The organism is Chitinophaga arvensicola, assembly GCF_900110835.1.
Lineage (GTDB): Bacteria > Bacteroidota > Bacteroidia > Chitinophagales > Chitinophagaceae > Chitinophaga > Chitinophaga arvensicola.
This window is the reverse complement of sequence record NZ_FOJG01000001.1, coordinates 261,687-279,544: the sequence shown is the minus strand read 5'-3', so window position 1 is coordinate 279,544 and position 17,858 is coordinate 261,687. Positions and strand designations below refer to the sequence as shown.

Here is a 17,858-nt window from a genome sequence, read left to right as displayed (position 1 = left end):
ATAGTTATCTTTCTCCTTCTGGTACTACAGGGGTATACCTGTTTTCTACCTCTATTCTTTTAGTTCCGATCAGCATTGGGCGGTTGAGGCGTTTATGTGCCAGGATGGTTTGCCCTTCTGTTATAAACTCTCTTCTGTATTCCATCAGCAATTCGCCGTAGTAGCCATTCTCAGAAACGTCGGTAAACGTGGTGGATTTACCGCGTGCATTCCGCAGGGCATTGAATACTTTCAATGCGTCGCTGGTATTGCCTTGACGATAGAGACACTCACTGTAAATCAGGTAAATTTCACTGAGGCGCAGCACGGGTAGAATCGTGTTTTGCTGCGTCTGATACGCACTGCCGTTGGCCTCTATCCATTTGTAGGAAGTATTGTCCGGAGAAACCAGGTTACGGCGGTAATCACGTTCGGTGGCAGGGAATATACTGGTCGCATCATTCAGCGGGAAGGAATAATTAACACCTTTGAAGTTGTTGATATTGGTTATGAGCTGTGGATCATAAAAAGCCAGTATCAGGTCATCGGCCAGCTTCTGGTAACGGAGTATGCTGTTGGTATTATATTCCGGTGTGAATGTCCACCACCTTTGTCCGGCAGGGCCGAACCGGGTGTATACATATTCCGCTTCTTTCTTTGCATTGGGGATATCTCCTGCATACAGGTATACCCTTGCCAGCAATCCATGGATAGCTACATAATTGAGGCGGTTCATGCGGAAGGTAAAGAAAATGCCGCTGGCATTGCTGGAGCCACCCATCAATGTATTGAGTCCTCCGCTGAGTAATCCCTTGTTTACCAACGTATCATTTTCAGCCACCAGGTTTTGCGCCTCGTTCAGATCATCTGTGATGCGTTTGATAATTTCTGCCGGTGGTAATGCCATTGCAAAGTGTGCGGGATAAACATCCTGATAAGGTACAATGGGTTCCTGGCTGTTCTTTGCGGGTGATACACTGAAAATGCGTACCATGTCGAAATGCAGCAGCGCCCTGATGGCGAGTGCCTCTCCTTTGATAAGGTTGCGTTCCGATCTGCCGGAAAGGAAAAAGCCATCCTCTTTCTTAGCCAGTTCATTCAACAGTTTATTGCAATTGGCAATAGCGTTATAGGCAGTACCCCAGGTATTGGACACCGATGTTTTCAGATCCACGTTGGTGAAGTCGCTGTTGGCAGCCATCTGGTAATCCGTAGGGATTTTGGTATTGATAGTGTAATCCTGTCCCATTGCACTCAGAGTACCCCAGGTAAGCTGGCGTCCGTAGAGTTCGGGCTTGGCGAGGGTCTGGTAAATACCATTCAACGCGCTTCTGAAACCGCCCGGTGTTTCAAACAGTGTTTCATCACTCACTCTGTCAATAGGTTGTACATCCAGCCATTTACTACAGGAGGAGATCAGGGTGATGGAGAGCACAGCCATCGATATATTCAGCAAATACTTTTTCATATCCGGTGATTTAAAAGCCAAGGTTGATGGAGAAGTCAAAGGTTCTTGCAAAAGGATAGTCCAATCCTCTTTCCTGTTTCACCGTCGTAATCTTCGCCAGGTTATTGGTGGTAAACTGGAACCGCAGCATATTCAGGCCGCCTAGTTTTCTGAGCGTGGCCTGGTTGAAAGCATAACCCAGACTCAGTGAGTTAAAAGATACCGCGTTGTACCGTTGCATAAAGCGGGAAGTAGGGCGGGTAGTTTGCGATCTGTCGGCAATGTTCTTGAACTGCATGAGGTCGCCGGGTTGTTTCCAGCGGTCGGTGAGTAAGCGCCTGTCTGCATTGCGGTTGTAGATGTCTACGTTTTCTACTTTACTCAGTAGCGTATTGTTATATTCATCTCCACCAAATTCATAGAGGAAAGACGCAAAAAGCGTGATGCCTTTGTAGTTACCATTGATACCGAAAGCACCCTGTCCTTTAGGGCTCATATCGCCGATGATCACCTGGTCGAATGCGTTCCAATCGTAAGTAATGGTACCATCTTTACGCATGAATACTTCCCTTCCATCCATCGGGTTGATGCCCAGGGATCTCATACCGAATACAGAAGTAAGGGAACCGCCTTCTACATATTTAATATGCGGGGTAGAGAATTTTATTTTATTGGCTGGTCCTTTATCGCTGGAAGCGGTAGTGTAATTCTTGTATTCATCATCCACGCGTTGGTTATATTCCTTGAGTGCGTTGGAGATATTCACCAGCCTGTTCCTGTTGGCGGCAAAGTTGCCGTAAACGGCGATCAGGAGGTCTTTTTTCTTGATTACATCTGCCCGGAATTGTATTTCAAAACCTTTGTTTTCTACTTCCCCGATGTTATCCTTGTATTGCGTAAAACCAGACGACAGTGGCAGGTTTACATCGTTTACCAGATCGCGCGTCAGTTTGCGGTACAGGTTAACGTTTACGCTGATACGATCTTTCAGTAATCCGAGGTCAAAGATCAGGTCATAGGTATTGGTTTTTTCCCAGGTAAGCCCGGTATTACCCATTGCATACAGCGATACACCAGGGCCGGTGCTGTACCAGTTGGATGACAGGTTATAATTGTCTTTTGCTGCATAAGGTGGGAAGTTGGTTTTACCCAGTTGCCCCATATTGGCGGTGATACGTGCACGGCTGATCACGTTGCTGCCGCGCAGGAATTCATACTTATGCAGGTTTACCCCTGTTCCGATAGACCAGAACGGTGCAAACTTGCGCTCGTTGCCGAATTCAGAAGATCCGTCCAGGCGGGAGGAGATGTCTAACAGGTAAATATCTTTAAAGGAATAGTTCAACGTAAGGAAAGAACCGAACATACGGGTCTGGTTCTGTGCATAGCTTGGCTTACCGGATATCTTCGCTGCCAGGTTCGGTGTATGCTGATCACCGGAAGAGAAGCCGGTGTAAACAGCCGTGCTGGAGCTTCCTTCCGTTTGCAGGGTATTAATACCTGCCGATACGTTGATGTTATGATCCTGTATGGTGTTTACGTAGTTGGCAAATGCATTGGTATTGATACTGAGCATATTACTGTTGCCCTGGTTCAATTGCCCGATAAGGCTGTAATCGGCACCAGCTCTGATATCATATCTGCCGGAGGCAGGATCTATATAACTTTCGCTGGTATTGTCTGTTTTGGTAACAGATACCTGTCCGCGGAACTGCAGGTGCGACGCCACGTTCCAGTTCACCGCCAGGTTGTTGGCCAGTGTATTTGTTCCGGTACGACTGTAGTTCTTTGTTTTCAGTGCTTCATACAAAGGGTTTACCAGGTTCAGTTCAGATGTTACACCGCCATGCCAGTTGTTGGTATTTTTTAATACCTGCCCGTTGTCGTCGTAGATGCGGTCGTAGGGCGATTTCCAGGTATAGTCCACAAAATTGCCGTAAGGAGAATTCTGTGCTTTTACTACATCATAACTCACATCGTTTCTTACCTGTATCTTTTTGCCGCGGTAGTCGAGTGTAAGCCCGGCGCCTTCGCGGTTACGGCCAGATTTTTTCATGACACCGTTCTGGTTATCATATTTCAGTGACACGCCAAAACGTATCTGCTGGCTACCTCCATCGATGTATACGGAGTGTTTCTGGTTTACTTCATTGGTGAGGGGTTGGCTGATCCAGTCGGTATTCACCCCTTTTGCTACCTGTGCTGTTTTTTTGATATATTCATCGGTCAGGTAAGCGGCATTGGTGGGTAGCAGACCGGCGATATTGTATGCGCCTGAAAGTCTTTCTGCTTCGAGCTTTTCAGCGGCATTCATCAGGTTGTAGTCAGAAAGATCCGGTGCTGTAACGGTAGCAGAACCGGTATAGTTAACGCGTAATTTGCCCGGCATAGGTGGCAGTGTTTCAATTACGATCACACCGTTGGCAGCGCGGGAACCGTAAACAGCCGTGGCGGCGGCATCTTTCAGAATAGTAATACTCTTGATCATGTTGATATCATAATCATATACTTTTTGCGCAGTTACCTCATAACCGTCCATGATAAAGATGGGGAGGTTAGGATTGTTGGTAAGCGCGGCCTGAGACAGGTCCGTACCGCTTTTATCCAGTTCTTTTACCCCGATACCGGAACGTCCTCTTACATAGAATTCAGGCATGGTGTTGGGGTCGGAGCCTCTCAGGTTATTTTTCTCCAGGCGGAAGGAGGGGTCAAATACCTGCAGGATACTGATCACATTACGGTTGCCCACTTTGGTCAGTTGTTCCTGTGTTACTTTAATGGCGTTGCCAGTGAAGCTTTCTTTACGGATATTATTGTTATACCCGGTGATGATCACATCTTTGATAGCGGTTTCGGCGGCTTTCATCACAATGGTGAAAGTGGTGGAGTTTTTCGTGACTTTGCTTTCCTGTGATTCCATACCCACGTGCGTGAATACCAGTACCTGTCCGGGTTCCGCGTTGATGGTGAAGGTACCTTTGGCATCTGTGACGCTACCGCTGGCAGCACCTTTTACGCGAACGCTGACGCCCTGCATCGGCGTGCCGTCGGGCGATACAATACGGCCGGTAATCACAATGACTACCTGTTGAGGATCCGGCGTAGCGGCGGGTATTTCAGGTGTAGCCTGATGCGAGAGGATTATGGTTTTGCCCGAGATTTTGTAACTCAGTGCGCGTTGCTTCAGTACCAGGTCCAGGAACTCCGCCAGTGGCATATCGCGGGTGTCGAGCGATACCGGTGCTGCTTCTTTAAGCAGACTGGAATTGCCGAATACCACGAAGCCGGTTTGTGTTTTGATTACGGAAAATACTTTTGGCAGCGGGACCGACTTTCCCGAGAAAGTAATGGTTTGTGATACACCGGTGGCGGATACGGCCATGAACGATGTGAAAAGTAAAATAAACGTCAATCTCATCACTAGCATGATTTTGGCGATAGGCCGCATGTTGAGGAATCCAGGTGGTTTGGCAGAGGATCCGGTTGCGAAGTTGACGGCAACAGGTTCCCTTAACCAAAGAGCAGTTTTTTGCATAAATTGCACGTGTTTGGTTGATAAAAATTGTACGCAATACGAAACTTGATCAGCTAAATGTTTGCCGTTGCGGGGTGCCACCTGCAACGGTTTTTTTTAGCGATTCAATTTATTGTTGAGAATAAATTCCCTGTTATGGAAGGACAATCAACTTCCTGTCTTTCTCAATCCTGAAATGGACGTCAGACATTTTTAACGCATCGATTACTTCTGATAGCTTTAGATTTCTGCTTATTTCCCCAAAAAATTGTATATCCGGAACTGATTTTTCATAGACCACCTGTATATCATACCAGCGTTCCAGTTGTCGCATTACCTGGTCGAGGTGAGCGCCTTCAAAGTTGAACAGCCCGTTTTTCCAGGCCATTATTTTGTCTGCGTCTTCCACCGGCACCACTTTAATTTTGTCTGATAACTGCGCCTGTTGGCCTGGTTTCAGCTGTACTGCTTCGCCATTGTTCCGTTGAATACGGACAGCGCCTTCCAGCAGTGTGGTGTTCATTGTTTTTTCATTTTCATAGGCATTCACATTGAAGTGAGTGCCCAGTACCTGTAACGTGGCTTTGTTATTAATATTTACATAGAAAGGACTACTGGCATCAGGTACAATTTCGAAATACACTTCGCCGGTAATTTCCACCTTTCTCTCTTTTCCGCTGAAAGCAGTGGGGTAGCGGATGGAACTGAGGGCATTGAGCCATACTTCAGTACCATCGGGCAATTTAAGCTGGAAAGACCTGCCTCTGGGGGTTGACATGATGTTGTAAACGAGGTCCCGGTCGGTTTTGTCGTTGCCATCCTGGTAAGACAATTGCCCATTTTGCAGGATGACTTTTACGCCGTTTTGCGTAGTAACGAGGCCGTTACCAAGACTATCGATCGTTAACTGGGAGCCATCAGAAAGAGTCAGGATGGCGCCTTCGCGGCCCGGATCAACATCCGGGGATGGGTTGGTTTTTGAGATTTGTGGTGTAACCGGTTGCGGGCGTTGGGTAAAATACCAGGCGCCTACACCCATTAAAAGAAATACAGCGGCGGCGGCCCACCAGCGGGTAGCTATGGGGATGATCCGACGTTGTGTAACAGGCATGGTTTCCGGTGACGCCAGGATCTTTTCCAGGAGCGCCGCCTTATCGTAGGCAAATATTTTTTTGAGTTCCTGCGCGGTCATCTCCTCATCCTGCAATTGCCGGTACATGTCCCGGTTCCCGGCCGATTCGCCGAGCCATCGCCCCAATGCAAGCTGTTCCTTCGTTTCCAGCGATTCGCGAAGGCTTTTTTGCACCAGTTGGCTGATATATTGCGCGCGTTCATTCATAGTGTACAGTATAAGAACGAATCAGAACGTGATTTGTCTGAAGGATTTTTTAAATTATTTATAACGGGAGGAAAGAATGTCTAATACCACAGGTAATAGGCCTACCGGCAGATACTTATTTTTTAATAGTGCTACCCGCAGCAATTTCAGCCCCTGGGTTTTATAATGCTGTACGGTTTTGTAAGCCATATCCAGTTTTTCTGCTATTTCATCGAGCGACAGTCCTTCAATAACCGACATAAACACCACCTGTCGGCTCTTTTCAGGCAGGCGGTCTATTTCCTGGTAAATAGCCTGCAGCGCTTCTGCCCGGATAAAGTCGCGCTCAATATCCTCCTGCGACCGGTTATTGATATACGCAATTTCTTCATGCGATACCTGGTGCCGCTTCTTCATCCGGAGATGATCCAGTGCGGCATTGTTGGCGGTCACAAAAAGAAAGGACTTTACTTTCTGGCTGTTTTCAAACGACTGCAGTCGGTCCAGTAATTTGATGAAACACTCTGTGGCTATGTCTTCTGCCACCGTGCGGTCGTCTACTATTTTTTCAGTGAAATAACAGAGCGCCATGATATTTTCCTCATAGCATTGTTCAAATGCAAGCTGGCTGCCGTCCTGGAACAGCAGAATACGTTCATTTTGATTGAAATGAGAAGGATGGCCAGGCAATGATTACTGTTGGTTGATTGGGCCTAAACTAGCAAAAAAGCGGATATTTTTTTTGAATGTTTTATTAGTGGAGATTTATAGGGTAGGGTGGTAAGTGTCATTTACATAATGGCATTACAAAGCAGATTTTATATTTCCGGTCGCCCGGGGCCTTCTTCAGCACGGTGATTTCCTGACATAGAAAGGAGTCATGATAGTTAAAGGCAGACAAGTCTATCTTTTCAAAATCGGCGGTAGGGATAGACCGGGCAATGGTAATATGTGGCGTGATTTTTTTGGACGACCTTGGGCTAAAGGCCGACAACAGCAACATGTGCAGCCATTGAATAGGACCAGGGTTATCGATTTTCAGTACCAGTGACCTGGACTCTTCCCCATGTTTGAAGGTGATATTTCCTGCTACTATTACATCGAAACAGGGAAAAGAAGATAATACACTTACTATTTGTTTAATGATACGTTCATCGTCATCGGCAGCAGTAAACTTCATCAGGGAGATATGCGCAACGGCCTTCATATTAGTGCCGGACAACGGAATCTGGCTGCCCAGCATTTCTTTGGCAGACTTTACCACCTCTTTCACCCTCTCGATGGGAGAAAGGATGATAAAGTAAGAGGCGCCCCTGGCGGGCGTCATTTCGCAGTGGAACAGACTAAGTTGGTTAGGATTCACGCGACGCATATAAAAGGGTATTGAGGTAGTAATAACAACCGAAGGGAGGAAATGGTTGCGGGGAAGTGGGTTTGTTTAACAGGAGTTGTAGGTACGAATTATTATCTTTATTAATTATATTTCCTCGCAACCGCTGATCCGGTTCACCTTCTGAGATAAGATCGGGAAGTGGCGCCAGGAAAGAATTTTTAAATACCTGAACCTGATTTCAATATGTACCGGATCATCCTTTTTCTGACAGTTTGCATACTGTCTTGCGGGCAACCTAAAGTAGCTGTAAAAGATTACCACGCGAACCAGGATACTCTAATAGACAATGAGGCTGCCCTTTTCGCCGAAAAGAAAGCAGCTCTGAATCAACTGTTTTTGGAACACAGGGATTCGTCGGCATTTAGCGCGCAGGATATGTGGACCTCCTTACTGATCGGTCATTTATTCAGTCCGCATGAAAAGGACGCCGTACTCAGGTATAATGATAATGACTCCGTAGCTAATGTGATCGTATTGAGGCAATCAGGAGAAAGCTGGGATACGATTTTTTCTACGAAAGTTTGTCCTGTAGAAACGGGGTCTTTCGACGAAAAGATTGCTATCAGTGACTTCAATGGAGATGATATCCCGGATTTAAAAATTATAAGACGTTTTTGGGACATCCATTATGGTGAGAATGCCGACCTATGGCTCTACATTAATGACCGTTTTACAAAAGTGGAAGGATTTGATAAGATCGTTAGTGCCACCTATGACAAAGGCACCCACCTGATCTATTCCTATCAGAGTGCAGGTTGCGCAGATATGGCGATGTACTTTGGGGTTTTCAGCATACAGGGAAACCAGGTGAAGACGGTCCGTGAATTGAGTTGCGACTGTTGTACACGCGATGATAGTTGTTATATCAATGTATTTGGCCAAGCCCCATATGCTGTTCCATATGAATCAGCATATAAACATGTGCCTGCTTTTTATGCCGGGGCAGTAAAAGAAAAGCTGAGAATAACGAGTGGGCAGTAATTATATCCCCCTGCTTTTTTCCCACCATTGTAGTGTTTGTTGATAAGTATACCTAAAGCAATAGAAAATATTACCAGGCTTTTCCATATCAATAATCAGGCTTTTTCTCGGCAGTGAATTCAGATCCGGGAAAAGACCGTTTTCATGTTGCAGCTTTTTAAGCTGATGCAGCGCCATATTTCCAAATGAACAGATGGCCATCATACCGATCAGGAAATCAAGTTTTCGTTCGCGGGAAAACGGCAATTGACTGATTTCTTTTTCAAGGGATGCTACCTGTTGCGAGAAGTATTGCTGGAAGGAATGGGCATCGCTCATCCTGTTAGGCAATGTCTGGGAATGCTCCTGCAGGTCCTTGTAAATATCAAAGAGATCGTTGGTCAGTTGGATGATTCCACCAATCAGGAACCAGCAATTCTTTTCTGTTTCGGAAATATCATCTTCCATATAAAAGTGGCATAACAATACGGCGTAGCCTCCTTTCTCCTGCGTGATACGTTTTAATTCCTCATTGCTGATGGAGGGATCGAACTGTTGGTCTGAATCCACCTGCGATCGGAACAGTTTATCCGTTACTTCGCTGTAATATGAGGTATCCCGGACAATGTGCGCAAGCGCAAGATGTGCATGGAGAAACAGCTTTTCTTCTACGTTTTTTGCTGCGTACTTATCAGATGCAAAGGAAATCTGGTAAAGTTGTTCGTGTGTCAATTGCTTCTGGTCACAAAAGTCATCAAAGAGTGAACTGCAGATAAAATAAAGTATAAATCTTTCCTTCTCAGCATCTGATGTTTTCTTCCCGCGAAGGGAAGCGAAAACATCGCAGATCATAGGGATATAAATACTATAGCTGGTAATAATTTTTTTATAGGTGGCGGGTTGCAGCGATCCGTCAAACTGGGCAAGGAGCTTGTTTAGGTAAAGTGTAGCCCTTTTGCTTTCCCGTTTACGGACAGCAATAATGCGGTAAATACGATAGGAAATACTTGTTGCAAATTTCAACAGATACATATGATCAGATCAAAGCGTGAAAAACTTGTAAAGCAGCATGGAAAGAATGCCGGACAGCATTACTTTTTTTATAAGGCTGCTTAGTTGCTGGTAGTCTATTTTTTGTCTGGCATTGAAAAGTTTCCAGAGAATAAGTGTCAATGGAATTATGACAAGCAGAATGGTATAGAGCGTTAGTATCAGGCTACCCGATATTTTCAGCCAGACAGCCGACAGTAAATATATCAGGACGAAAATAAGGATAAGCAATGTTCCTCCTACAATACGATGGGCCGAAGACGCTCCAAGCACAATGGGCACCGTGCGGCCACCAAATTGTTTGTCGCCTTCAATATCTTCCAGGTCTTTGATCATCTCTCTGGAAAAGGAAATGATAAAGGCAAAGCCGGTATAGGAATAGGTGATCCCTGAAAGTAGCATTATTGCAGGATGACTGTCGGCAGCAGGTAATAGCAAGTCCATATTCATTTCCATACAGAATAATACAGGCATGGCAGATGCAACAATAGCGGATACCATCACATTGCCGATCAGGAACTGTTTTTTCATGATGGCAGAATAAAGGAACAGTAATATTACGCAGGTAGTAATAAAAATGAGAGGACTATGATTATGTAATAAGTTACTGGCCAACCATCCAAGTGTAATTGCCAGGAGGTTCATTGCGCCGTAAATACCAAGCGCGGTTTCTTTACTCATACCATTGGTGATAAATACCTTATCGGGCTTGTTGATAATATCTATCGGAATGTCGAAATAATCATTGATGATATACCCGGCGGCAGCAATAAGAACGTATGCTACAGCCACCAATATAAAGGCATACGCGTGCCCGCTTACCAGCGCAGTGGTTTTCATGAGCAAGGGCCGGAGAATACAAAACTCGAATAAGATCTGGGTAAGTAGAATAAATACTAAATTTGGCCATCTGACCAGTTTCAAAAATAGTGACATTGGTTTCATTGATGTAGGGACAATCTTTTACTAGGTATAGGTAGATCATTGGAGGCAGCCATTCACACAGCCTCTAAAATTAACGGGGCATAAATTACAAGGAAAATCCGGATAGTTAGTAGATGTTAAAAAAAAAGATACCGGCTGCCGGTATCTTTTATATGTAATGCCAGGTTAAGTGGGTTACTTTTTTTCCTGCTTCGATTTCCATTCTTCCAACGCTGTTATTTTCTTATCTTGCCCGATAAGATATAGTGTTAACTCTTCTATTTTGGCCAGCAGCTTTTTATTCATTTCGCCTACGTCGATGCCCTCTTTTTCTACTTCTGCTGCCGATGGAATTCCTTCCAGGTGCTGGTGGGTAGTCACATATTTTTCTACTGATGATAAAGGAGGCAGGGGATAGTCGTTATGGAAAACATAATCAGCCCAGCCGGTTTGTGTTACTTTAACCCTTTGTGCCGTAATAGTGCCGGCTACTGCCAATTTTGATTGTGGATTGGTTGTCCCGATACCTACATTGCCACTATTTAAAATGGACATTCTTACATTGTAACTTGTACCATTGTAGTCGCCGATAGTCAGCCTGCCACTTGTTACGCTGGGAAAATAAATGCTATGTTCATAAGGTCCATTGTTCATATCTGTTCCCAGGCCCATCCACGCCTGGGGATCGCTATCCAGGCCATAAATCTGTAAGCGTGGACTTTGGCTATATGCTCCGCCGATCATAATAGCAGGCAGAGAGGATGTTTTTTGAACTTGTAGATTATATTTCGGGTCCATCGTTCCAATGCCTACGTAACTATTATCTCTTTTGATCGTAATAGCATCGGCGGCAACTCCATAGTTGAAAATATGCAGATTTTTATCTCCTATTTCTCTAAGCCCTATAAAGAAATCATTCGCATTATTGGTTTGCCATTGAATACCAAAATGAAAATTGTTTGCAGATCTGTTTAGGAAGATAGGTCTGTTATTACCATTTATGGTATTGCCATTATCATATACATTTTGCAGTGTTTGACTTTTAGCGGCTATTGACGTGAAAAATAAAGCTATAAATGCACGGGATATTTTGTTCATAATACATAGGAGTTTAAAAAAAGGGAACGGTATTGAGATATTATTTTATAGGTTAATGTCAATAAATATACTGCAGCAGCTATTTGAGAATGCGATATGCCTGTGGGAATGGCATGGGCAAAACCCTCTTTTTTTCTTCAAACGGGCAATAAAAACGCTCAATTTCTGCAATTTGAAATTGAGCGTATCTGTAGCCTCAACAGGGATCGAACCTGTATCTAAAGTTTAGGAAACTTCTATTCTATCCATTGAACTATGAGGCCATCACTTTTTAACCCCCATCCTGGGATCGGGTTGCAAAAGTAAGGGTTTTAAATTAATATTTAAAGACTTTCTATATCTACTTTCCCACCGGCAGGAGCATAGATGCCGTCGATCTCTTTCTTGAATTTCTCCAGGATCACTTTCCGTTTGGCCTTCAGGGTGGGGGTCAGTTCCCCGGCGTCTACCGTCCATTCTTTCGGGAGCAGCACGTATTTTTTCACCTGTTCAATATGACTGAAAAACTGGTTGTATTTATCTACTGCCTGTTTGTAGAGGTCCAGTACATCCGGGTTTTTCACCAGTTCTTCGTTGGAAGTAGCGCTGATACCACGTTTCTGCGCCCAGTTGCGCAGGTTATTGAAGGATGGGACTATGAGGGCTGCTGTAAATTTGCGGTCTTCGCCCACGATCATGATCTGTTCGATATAAGGTGATTCCTTAAACTTATTTTCGATGGGTTGTGGCGCCACAAATTTTCCGCCGGAGGTTTTAAAAAGTTCCTTTTTCCGGTCTGTTATTTTCAGGAATTTGTTATCTATCATCACCCCTATATCTCCGGTATGGAACCAGCCGTCCTGGATAGCGTCGGCGGTGAGGTCCGGGCGTTTGTAATAGCCGATCGTGATGCTTGGACCTTTACAGAGAATTTCCCCATCTTCCGCCAGCTTTACTTCCACGTTGCTGATAACGGGGCCCACCGTACCAAACATGCGGTCTTCCACATTGTAGCGGTTTACACTGATCACGGGAGAGGTTTCGGTGAGACCATAACCTTCCATGATAGGAATGCCGCCGGCTGTAAAGATCTTGAGTAAACGCACCTGGCAGGCGGCGGCGCCGTTTACGATACACTGGATATTACCCCCCAGAGCAGCGCGCCATTTGCTGAATATCAGTTTGTTAGCCAGTTTGAGTTGTACATTGTACCACCATCCCTGATTCTGATTGATTTCATATTTCTTGCCTATATCCACTGCCCAGAAAAACAGGGCTCTTTTAATGCCTTTCAGTTCCAGGCCGGTGGCCATGATTCGCTCGTAAACCTTCTCCAGTAGCCGTGGTACGGTGGTGAAGATGGTAGGTTTCACCTCTTTCAGGTTGTCGCCGATGGTATCCATACTTTCAGCGTAATAGATAGGTACGCCGGAGATGAGATACAGGTAAGTGACCATTCTCTCAAATATATGGTTCAGTGGCAGGAAGCTGAGTGCTTTGGCATTGTTATTTACCGGCAGATAGGGCTGGCAGGCCAGCACATTGCTCATGATGTTATGGTGACTGAGCATCACACCTTTGGGTGTGCCCGTAGTACCGGAAGTGTAGATGATTGTAACCAGTTCTTCCGGATCTACATTTTTCTTTACTTCTTCAATCTGTGGGAAGTCACTTTCCTGGCCGAGATCAACGATTTCTGTCCAGTGACGGGCGCCTTCTACTTTATTAAAGGTGAATATTTCGCGGATGGTGGGAAACTTATCCCGCATGGCGGTTACTTTGTCCAGCAGGTCTTTATCGGCTACAAAGAGGATGCGTGCTTCTGCATCATTGAGTACGTAGGCCAGTTCGTTTTCACTGATGGTCGGGTAAATGGGGGTCAGCACGGCGCCGAGTTGCTGTACGGCGAGGTCGGTGATGATCCATTCTGGCCGGTTAGGTGAAATGACAGCTATTTTATCTTTTTCCTCATTTTTTTTGATACCAGCCCTGATACCCAGCTTGAGTAAGCCGGAACTGAATTTCAGGCTAATGTCCGCCACTTCTTTGGTGCTATACTTCTTCCATTGTCCCTTTTCTTTGTCTTTTCCGACTAACATATCCTCTTTGGGATATTTTGCTAATTGGTAAGCGATCACGTCAAATAGTCGTTGCGGTTGGTCCATCATGCTGCTGTAATTTTGTTTTGGCTCAAATATGTCAAATGCGCGTGTGTTGTTGCTCTTTTAGCTTTTCATATTCCTGTAAAGCATCTCCGAACTGATCTTTATGATATGCATTGAAATATTGAAAAGCGAGTGCTATACCCCATGCCAATGCCGGCCAAACCGGCCATGGTGTGCCACCTGTTTTATTACTGTCCGTCAGAAACCACACTGCCCATAGTCCTGAGTTCAGGACCAGGTAGATGATAAGATGAGATTTGAATGCGGCCCTTGCTTTTGCGATGCGCCAAAGTCTGTTATCTCTTTCTTGCGTTGTTTCCATGGAAGTATATTTTAGGTAATAGTGGTTGTACTAAATTTAAAATATTTTATTGGCTTCACGTAGAAAAAAAACGAAAAAGCGACCTTATCGGGTCGCTTTTATATCGAAAGAAATATTTACCTGCGAATTGATCAGTTTATCCTGCAGTGACTTATCTGCCCGATAGCTGATGCCCCATTGCGTCCTGTCCAGGTTAAAGTTAGCAATGGCATGTATGCTGTGATCGGCATAAGTGATCTTTGCCGGGAAGGAGATGTTTTTAGTAATGGATTTCAGGGTGAAATTCCCTTTAATAATATGTGTGGCGTCTTTTAATGTCAGCTCGTCGCCCACAGATGGGTGGAAGGCGGTAACATCGGTAATTTCGAAGGTGGCAACAGGATATTTTTTTACATCGAAAAACATTTCTCCCTGGAGTTCATTTTCCAGTTTACGTTTCATGGCGGAATCAGCTGCGAGATCCAGGTCCTGTAACGATTTCATATTAATGATAAACTGTCCGCCGGTAATAATGCTGTCTTTTACATACAGTGCGCCGCCGGCCAGTTTCAGGGTACCCTGGTGTTTGCCGGTAGGTTTGGTTCCGATCCAGGTAACCATACTTGCGGCCGTATCAGGCAAATAGGCGTTGCCGGTGCCTGCCTGTACGGTCTGGGCTTCCGTAATGCGGGCTTTATCGGCTTTGGGCGCCTGTTCGCAAGCCAGGATGCTACAGAAAACTACGGGTATTACATAAAAATGTTTTTTCATAAATGCTAATATGCTTTAAGAACAGGCGTTCCATTAGCAGAACGCCTGTTCCGGAGTTTCTTTATTCAGCCAGCTCCCGGTTGCCTACCCACACAAATCTTTTCACGATAAATTCCTGGTTGGTAAAGCTGGCGTTGCCCGCAGGGTTACCACCGGTTACATGGAAGTCGGAGAAAGCGGCATGCTGGTTTACCCAGATGAAGCCCGTCAGGTTAAAAGATACCGGTGTGAACACACTGTTCATTTCGGTTTCGATCTTTTCTTTGGTGGCGGTATCTGTGGTATATGCCCCGCAGGTAATGGCACCATATTTCTGCGCCATTTGCCTGGCCAGTTGTATACTATGGTTGGTATCTCTTGTTTTGATGATCAGGATCACTGGTCCGAAAAGCTCTTTTTCGTAGATGCTGGTGTCGGCGCTGGTCACTTCCAGGATGGTGGGGGCGCATACCCGTGCATTGGAAAACTCTTCATTCGCGACAGGAGTGCCTTCCAGGATTACCTTTCCGCCCATGTGACGGGCCTCTTTGGCCCGGTTCAGGGTGCTGTCATTCTGAATGGCGCCCAGTGTGCCGGCACCCATCTTAGGATGGTTCACCAGGCCTACTACGGCATCTTTGAACTTTTGCACCACTTCATTGAAAGAAACCTGGCCAGCGGCGGTATTGACGCCTTGTTCGGGTATAAAGAAGTTTTGCGGCGCGGTACACATCTGCCCGGAATACAAGCTAACGGAAAAAGCCAGGTTCTGGATAACGGCATCGAGATCGTTGGCGCTGTCGAGTATAACAGAATTGACGCCTGCTTTTTCGGTGAATACGGTTTTGCCGGGGAGCGATTCCACATAATTACCAAAAGCATTGCCACCAGTGTAATCGATCAGTTTTACATCGGGATGTTCGCACAATTCCTTTGTAATCAGGTGTGCAGAGGTATCTGCGGCCAGCTGGCAAAGGTTGGGGTCGTACCCGTTGGCCTGGAGCGACTGCTGTATAGCAGCTACGGCAATGGCTATCGGCAATATTGCTTTGGGATGCGGTTTCACGATCACCGGGTTGCCGGTAATCAGGTCGGCATATACACCCGGGAGGGTATTCCATACCGGGAAAGTGGAGCAGCCAATGACTACACCGGTACCTTTGGGTATGGGTTTGAATGTTTTATATAATTTGATGCTGGTTTTGCCCATGGGCTTTTCCCAGGTGAGGGAAGGCGGATAACGCTGCAATTCCTGGTAGCCGGTGGCAATCGCTTCCAATGCACGGTCGTTGGCATGTGGACCGGAAGCCTGGAAGCTCATCATAAAGCTCTGGCCGGTGGTATGCATGGTGGCGTTGGCAATATCAAAGAAGTAATCTTTAACGCTTTCCAATGTTTCGGTGAGTACATTGGCCCTTTCGGAGGCGGGCAGTTTTCCCCAGCTCTGAGCGGCCGCTGCTGCTTTCTTCAGCAGATCAGCTACTGGAAAGATGGGATAGGTGACACCCAGTACTTCACGGGTGTAAGGAGATACTTCTTCACCACCCCAGCCGGTTTCCCCTGTTTGCAATAACTGTTTGAAAGGCTTCCCCAATAGTTGCTGATAGCTCTGTACGCCTTTTGCATGAGCATCTTCACCGTAAGCTTTAGGATGCTCCGGGTATTGCGAATAGAAAGTTCGTTCGTGGTTTGCCTTTACAGCATTGTCGATAATGTTTTGGTGTTTGTTAACGAGCATATTCAGATTTTGAGATTTACAATTTACGGATTTAGTCATTCAGTTGCTACAGCAACTAAATGACTAAACCTGTAAATCAAAAAATATCTAAATACTAATACCCGGAATTGATCAGCGTAAACCGTCCATCGTTGTAATATTCATCCGGTTTCGGCTTTAACGGATTGCTACGTTGAAATTTCAGGAAAGCATCATAATCGGATTTATGTAATCCTACCCATGCTTTGTAATTGGCCTGGTTGGCAGCCGGGCCAAACAACCACTGGTTATAAGATTCAAACATCCCTTCCCGTAACAGGCTTCGCTGATAATCGAAGAGGGCAAAGGGGTATTTCATACCATAAAAATTATACCAGTCCAATATAAAGCGGGTACGCACCATGATTAAAACATCCGGATCTATTCCTCCTGTCACCACACTTGCTTGCTTGCCCATGCAGGCTTTATAGGCCTCCACAAAGTCGTTGCTGCCTTTTTTGCCCTTCCTGTCGTCCGTAATGGCGCTTTCAAACAGGGAAGGATCATTGAATAATTTCTTGTAAGATTCCAGCACAATATTCCTTACTTCAGCCGTGCGGGTGGTGAAACTTTCCATATTCATGAAGGTTTCGCCGTATAAGATGCACCACAGCGGGTTGTTACTGAAATCATAAGTTTTGGTAGCATTATAATAGTTGCCCGGGAACGTGGGATCCTGTTCAATGCCTTTGATCCAGCTGCGCAAGGCACCATCGTACATTTTGAAGTTCATCAGCAGGGTGCCGTTATCATTGTATAACTCGCCGCTGTTGGGGAATTTCTTAAGACCGCGTTCGTACATGCGCTGTGCTGTTTTCCACTCCTCCCTGCCCACATAAATATTCCCGGCAATCTGGAATACCTGTACATCCGCTTCCTTGCTGCTTAATAGCGGCTCTACAACACTCTTTGCTTTTATGAGATCCCCTTTCAGATAATAGGTAAAACCAAGTTGTTTTTTTAATTCAAAGTTATCCGGCTCCAATTGCAATGCCTGGTTCAATACCAGGATGGCATTAGAATAATCACCGGTACGAATAAAGCCGGTGGCCGTATTGTACAACTCTTTGGCATCCTGTGCAACCGCTACTTGTGAAAATAAAACTCCCGCAACAAAAAGTGCTTTCAATAAAGAAGACCGTATGTTCATCCCTGTCTGTCGTTTGTTGTAAAAGTAAGGAAAATGGGGTAATGTGCCACAGATCAATCTGTGAGCAGGGAGAT

The 17,858-nt window shown here is 45.4% G+C and carries 14 protein-coding genes and 1 tRNA gene; 1 reads left to right on the top strand and 14 read right to left on the bottom strand.

Annotated features, from left to right (window positions below; all coding sequences use genetic code 11):
* Positions 1-4: 4 nt before the first annotated feature.
* From BMW79_RS01170 to BMW79_RS01150, 5 genes are all read right to left on the bottom strand, one after another.
* On the bottom strand, positions 5-1,447 hold the full coding sequence (locus BMW79_RS01170) for a RagB/SusD family nutrient uptake outer membrane protein (RefSeq protein WP_089889438.1): 1,443 nt from the start codon (positions 1,445-1,447) through the stop codon (positions 5-7).
* A gap of 10 nt (positions 1,448-1,457) precedes the next feature.
* Positions 1,458-4,961 carry a SusC/RagA family TonB-linked outer membrane protein gene (locus tag BMW79_RS01165; protein ID WP_218150264.1) on the bottom strand — a complete coding sequence of 1,168 codons (3,504 nt, stop codon included), beginning with the start codon at positions 4,959-4,961 and terminating at the stop codon, positions 1,458-1,460.
* Positions 4,962-5,094: 133 nt separating this feature from the next.
* Positions 5,095-6,279 (bottom strand): FecR family protein, encoded by a 1,185-nt coding sequence (locus tag BMW79_RS01160; protein WP_089889436.1) that lies wholly within the window; start codon positions 6,277-6,279, stop codon positions 5,095-5,097.
* Between the two features lie 54 nt (positions 6,280-6,333).
* A complete protein-coding gene (locus tag BMW79_RS01155; protein ID WP_089889434.1) occupies positions 6,334-6,948 on the bottom strand; it encodes an RNA polymerase sigma factor in 615 nt (204 codons plus the stop codon).
* Positions 6,949-7,045: 97 nt separating this feature from the next.
* Positions 7,046-7,630 (bottom strand): 2'-5' RNA ligase family protein, encoded by a 585-nt coding sequence (locus BMW79_RS01150; RefSeq protein WP_089889430.1) that lies wholly within the window; start codon positions 7,628-7,630, stop codon positions 7,046-7,048.
* 357 nt (positions 7,631-7,987) lie between these two features.
* Here BMW79_RS01150 and BMW79_RS01145 point away from each other — a divergent pair, with 357 nt between their 5' ends.
* Positions 7,988-8,632, top strand: a complete 645-nt coding sequence (locus BMW79_RS01145; RefSeq protein WP_143059042.1) for an XAC2610-related protein — start codon at positions 7,988-7,990, stop codon at positions 8,630-8,632.
* On the opposite strand, the gene BMW79_RS01140 is transcribed toward BMW79_RS01145, so the two are convergent.
* The 9 genes from BMW79_RS01140 to BMW79_RS01100 all read right to left on the bottom strand — a co-directional run bounded on the left by BMW79_RS01140 (position 8,633) and on the right by BMW79_RS01100 (position 17,784).
* Positions 8,633-9,634, bottom strand: coding sequence for a class 1 isoprenoid biosynthesis enzyme (locus BMW79_RS01140; protein ID WP_143059041.1), 1,002 nt, complete (start codon positions 9,632-9,634; stop codon positions 8,633-8,635). It lies immediately after the preceding gene.
* Positions 9,635-9,652: 18 nt separating this feature from the next.
* Complete coding sequence (locus tag BMW79_RS01135) at positions 9,653-10,501, bottom strand: geranylgeranylglycerol-phosphate geranylgeranyltransferase (RefSeq protein ID WP_177192008.1); 849 nt, start codon at positions 10,499-10,501, stop codon at positions 9,653-9,655.
* Between the two features lie 279 nt (positions 10,502-10,780).
* A complete protein-coding gene (locus tag BMW79_RS01130; RefSeq protein WP_089889417.1) occupies positions 10,781-11,683 on the bottom strand; it encodes a hypothetical protein in 903 nt (300 codons plus the stop codon).
* A 191-nt stretch (positions 11,684-11,874) separates the two neighbouring features.
* Positions 11,875-11,946, bottom strand: a tRNA-Arg gene (locus BMW79_RS01125).
* 60 nt (positions 11,947-12,006) lie between these two features.
* Positions 12,007-13,830, bottom strand: coding sequence for an AMP-dependent synthetase/ligase (locus tag BMW79_RS01120; RefSeq protein ID WP_245752346.1), 1,824 nt, complete (start codon positions 13,828-13,830; stop codon positions 12,007-12,009).
* A gap of 31 nt (positions 13,831-13,861) precedes the next feature.
* The gene (locus BMW79_RS01115; protein ID WP_089889414.1) at positions 13,862-14,149 is read right to left on the bottom strand and encodes a 2TM domain-containing protein; all 288 of its coding nucleotides are present in this window, start codon (positions 14,147-14,149) and stop codon (positions 13,862-13,864) included.
* A gap of 84 nt (positions 14,150-14,233) precedes the next feature.
* Complete coding sequence (locus BMW79_RS01110; protein WP_089889411.1) at positions 14,234-14,899, bottom strand: YceI family protein; 666 nt, start codon at positions 14,897-14,899, stop codon at positions 14,234-14,236.
* A gap of 61 nt (positions 14,900-14,960) precedes the next feature.
* Positions 14,961-16,616 carry a phenylacetic acid degradation protein PaaN gene (paaN, locus tag BMW79_RS01105; protein WP_089889408.1) on the bottom strand — a complete coding sequence of 552 codons (1,656 nt, stop codon included), beginning with the start codon at positions 16,614-16,616 and terminating at the stop codon, positions 14,961-14,963.
* A gap of 94 nt (positions 16,617-16,710) precedes the next feature.
* A complete protein-coding gene (locus tag BMW79_RS01100) occupies positions 16,711-17,784 on the bottom strand; it encodes a tetratricopeptide repeat protein (protein WP_089889404.1) in 1,074 nt (357 codons plus the stop codon).
* Positions 17,785-17,858 lie beyond the last annotated feature (74 nt).

Coding starts and splice junctions, on each gene's coding strand:
- BMW79_RS01170 (WP_089889438.1), bottom strand. CDS start 1,447: ATGAAAAAGTATTTGCTGAATATATCGATGGCTGTGCTCTCCATCACC.
- BMW79_RS01165 (WP_218150264.1), bottom strand. CDS start 4,961: ATGCAAAAAACTGCTCTTTGGTTAAGGGAACCTGTTGCCGTCAACTTC.
- BMW79_RS01160 (WP_089889436.1), bottom strand. CDS start 6,279: ATGAATGAACGCGCGCAATATATCAGCCAACTGGTGCAAAAAAGCCTT.
- BMW79_RS01150 (WP_089889430.1), bottom strand. CDS start 7,630: ATGCGTCGCGTGAATCCTAACCAACTTAGTCTGTTCCACTGCGAAATG.
- BMW79_RS01135 (WP_177192008.1), bottom strand. CDS start 10,501: ATGAAAACCACTGCGCTGGTAAGCGGGCACGCGTATGCCTTTATATTG.
- BMW79_RS01130 (WP_089889417.1), bottom strand. CDS start 11,683: ATGAACAAAATATCCCGTGCATTTATAGCTTTATTTTTCACGTCAATA.
- BMW79_RS01120 (WP_245752346.1), bottom strand. CDS start 13,830: ATGATGGACCAACCGCAACGACTATTTGACGTGATCGCTTACCAATTA.
- BMW79_RS01115 (WP_089889414.1), bottom strand. CDS start 14,149: ATGGAAACAACGCAAGAAAGAGATAACAGACTTTGGCGCATCGCAAAA.
- BMW79_RS01110 (WP_089889411.1), bottom strand. CDS start 14,899: ATGAAAAAACATTTTTATGTAATACCCGTAGTTTTCTGTAGCATCCTG.
- paaN (WP_089889408.1), bottom strand. CDS start 16,616: ATGCTCGTTAACAAACACCAAAACATTATCGACAATGCTGTAAAGGCA.
- BMW79_RS01100 (WP_089889404.1), bottom strand. CDS start 17,784: ATGAACATACGGTCTTCTTTATTGAAAGCACTTTTTGTTGCGGGAGTT.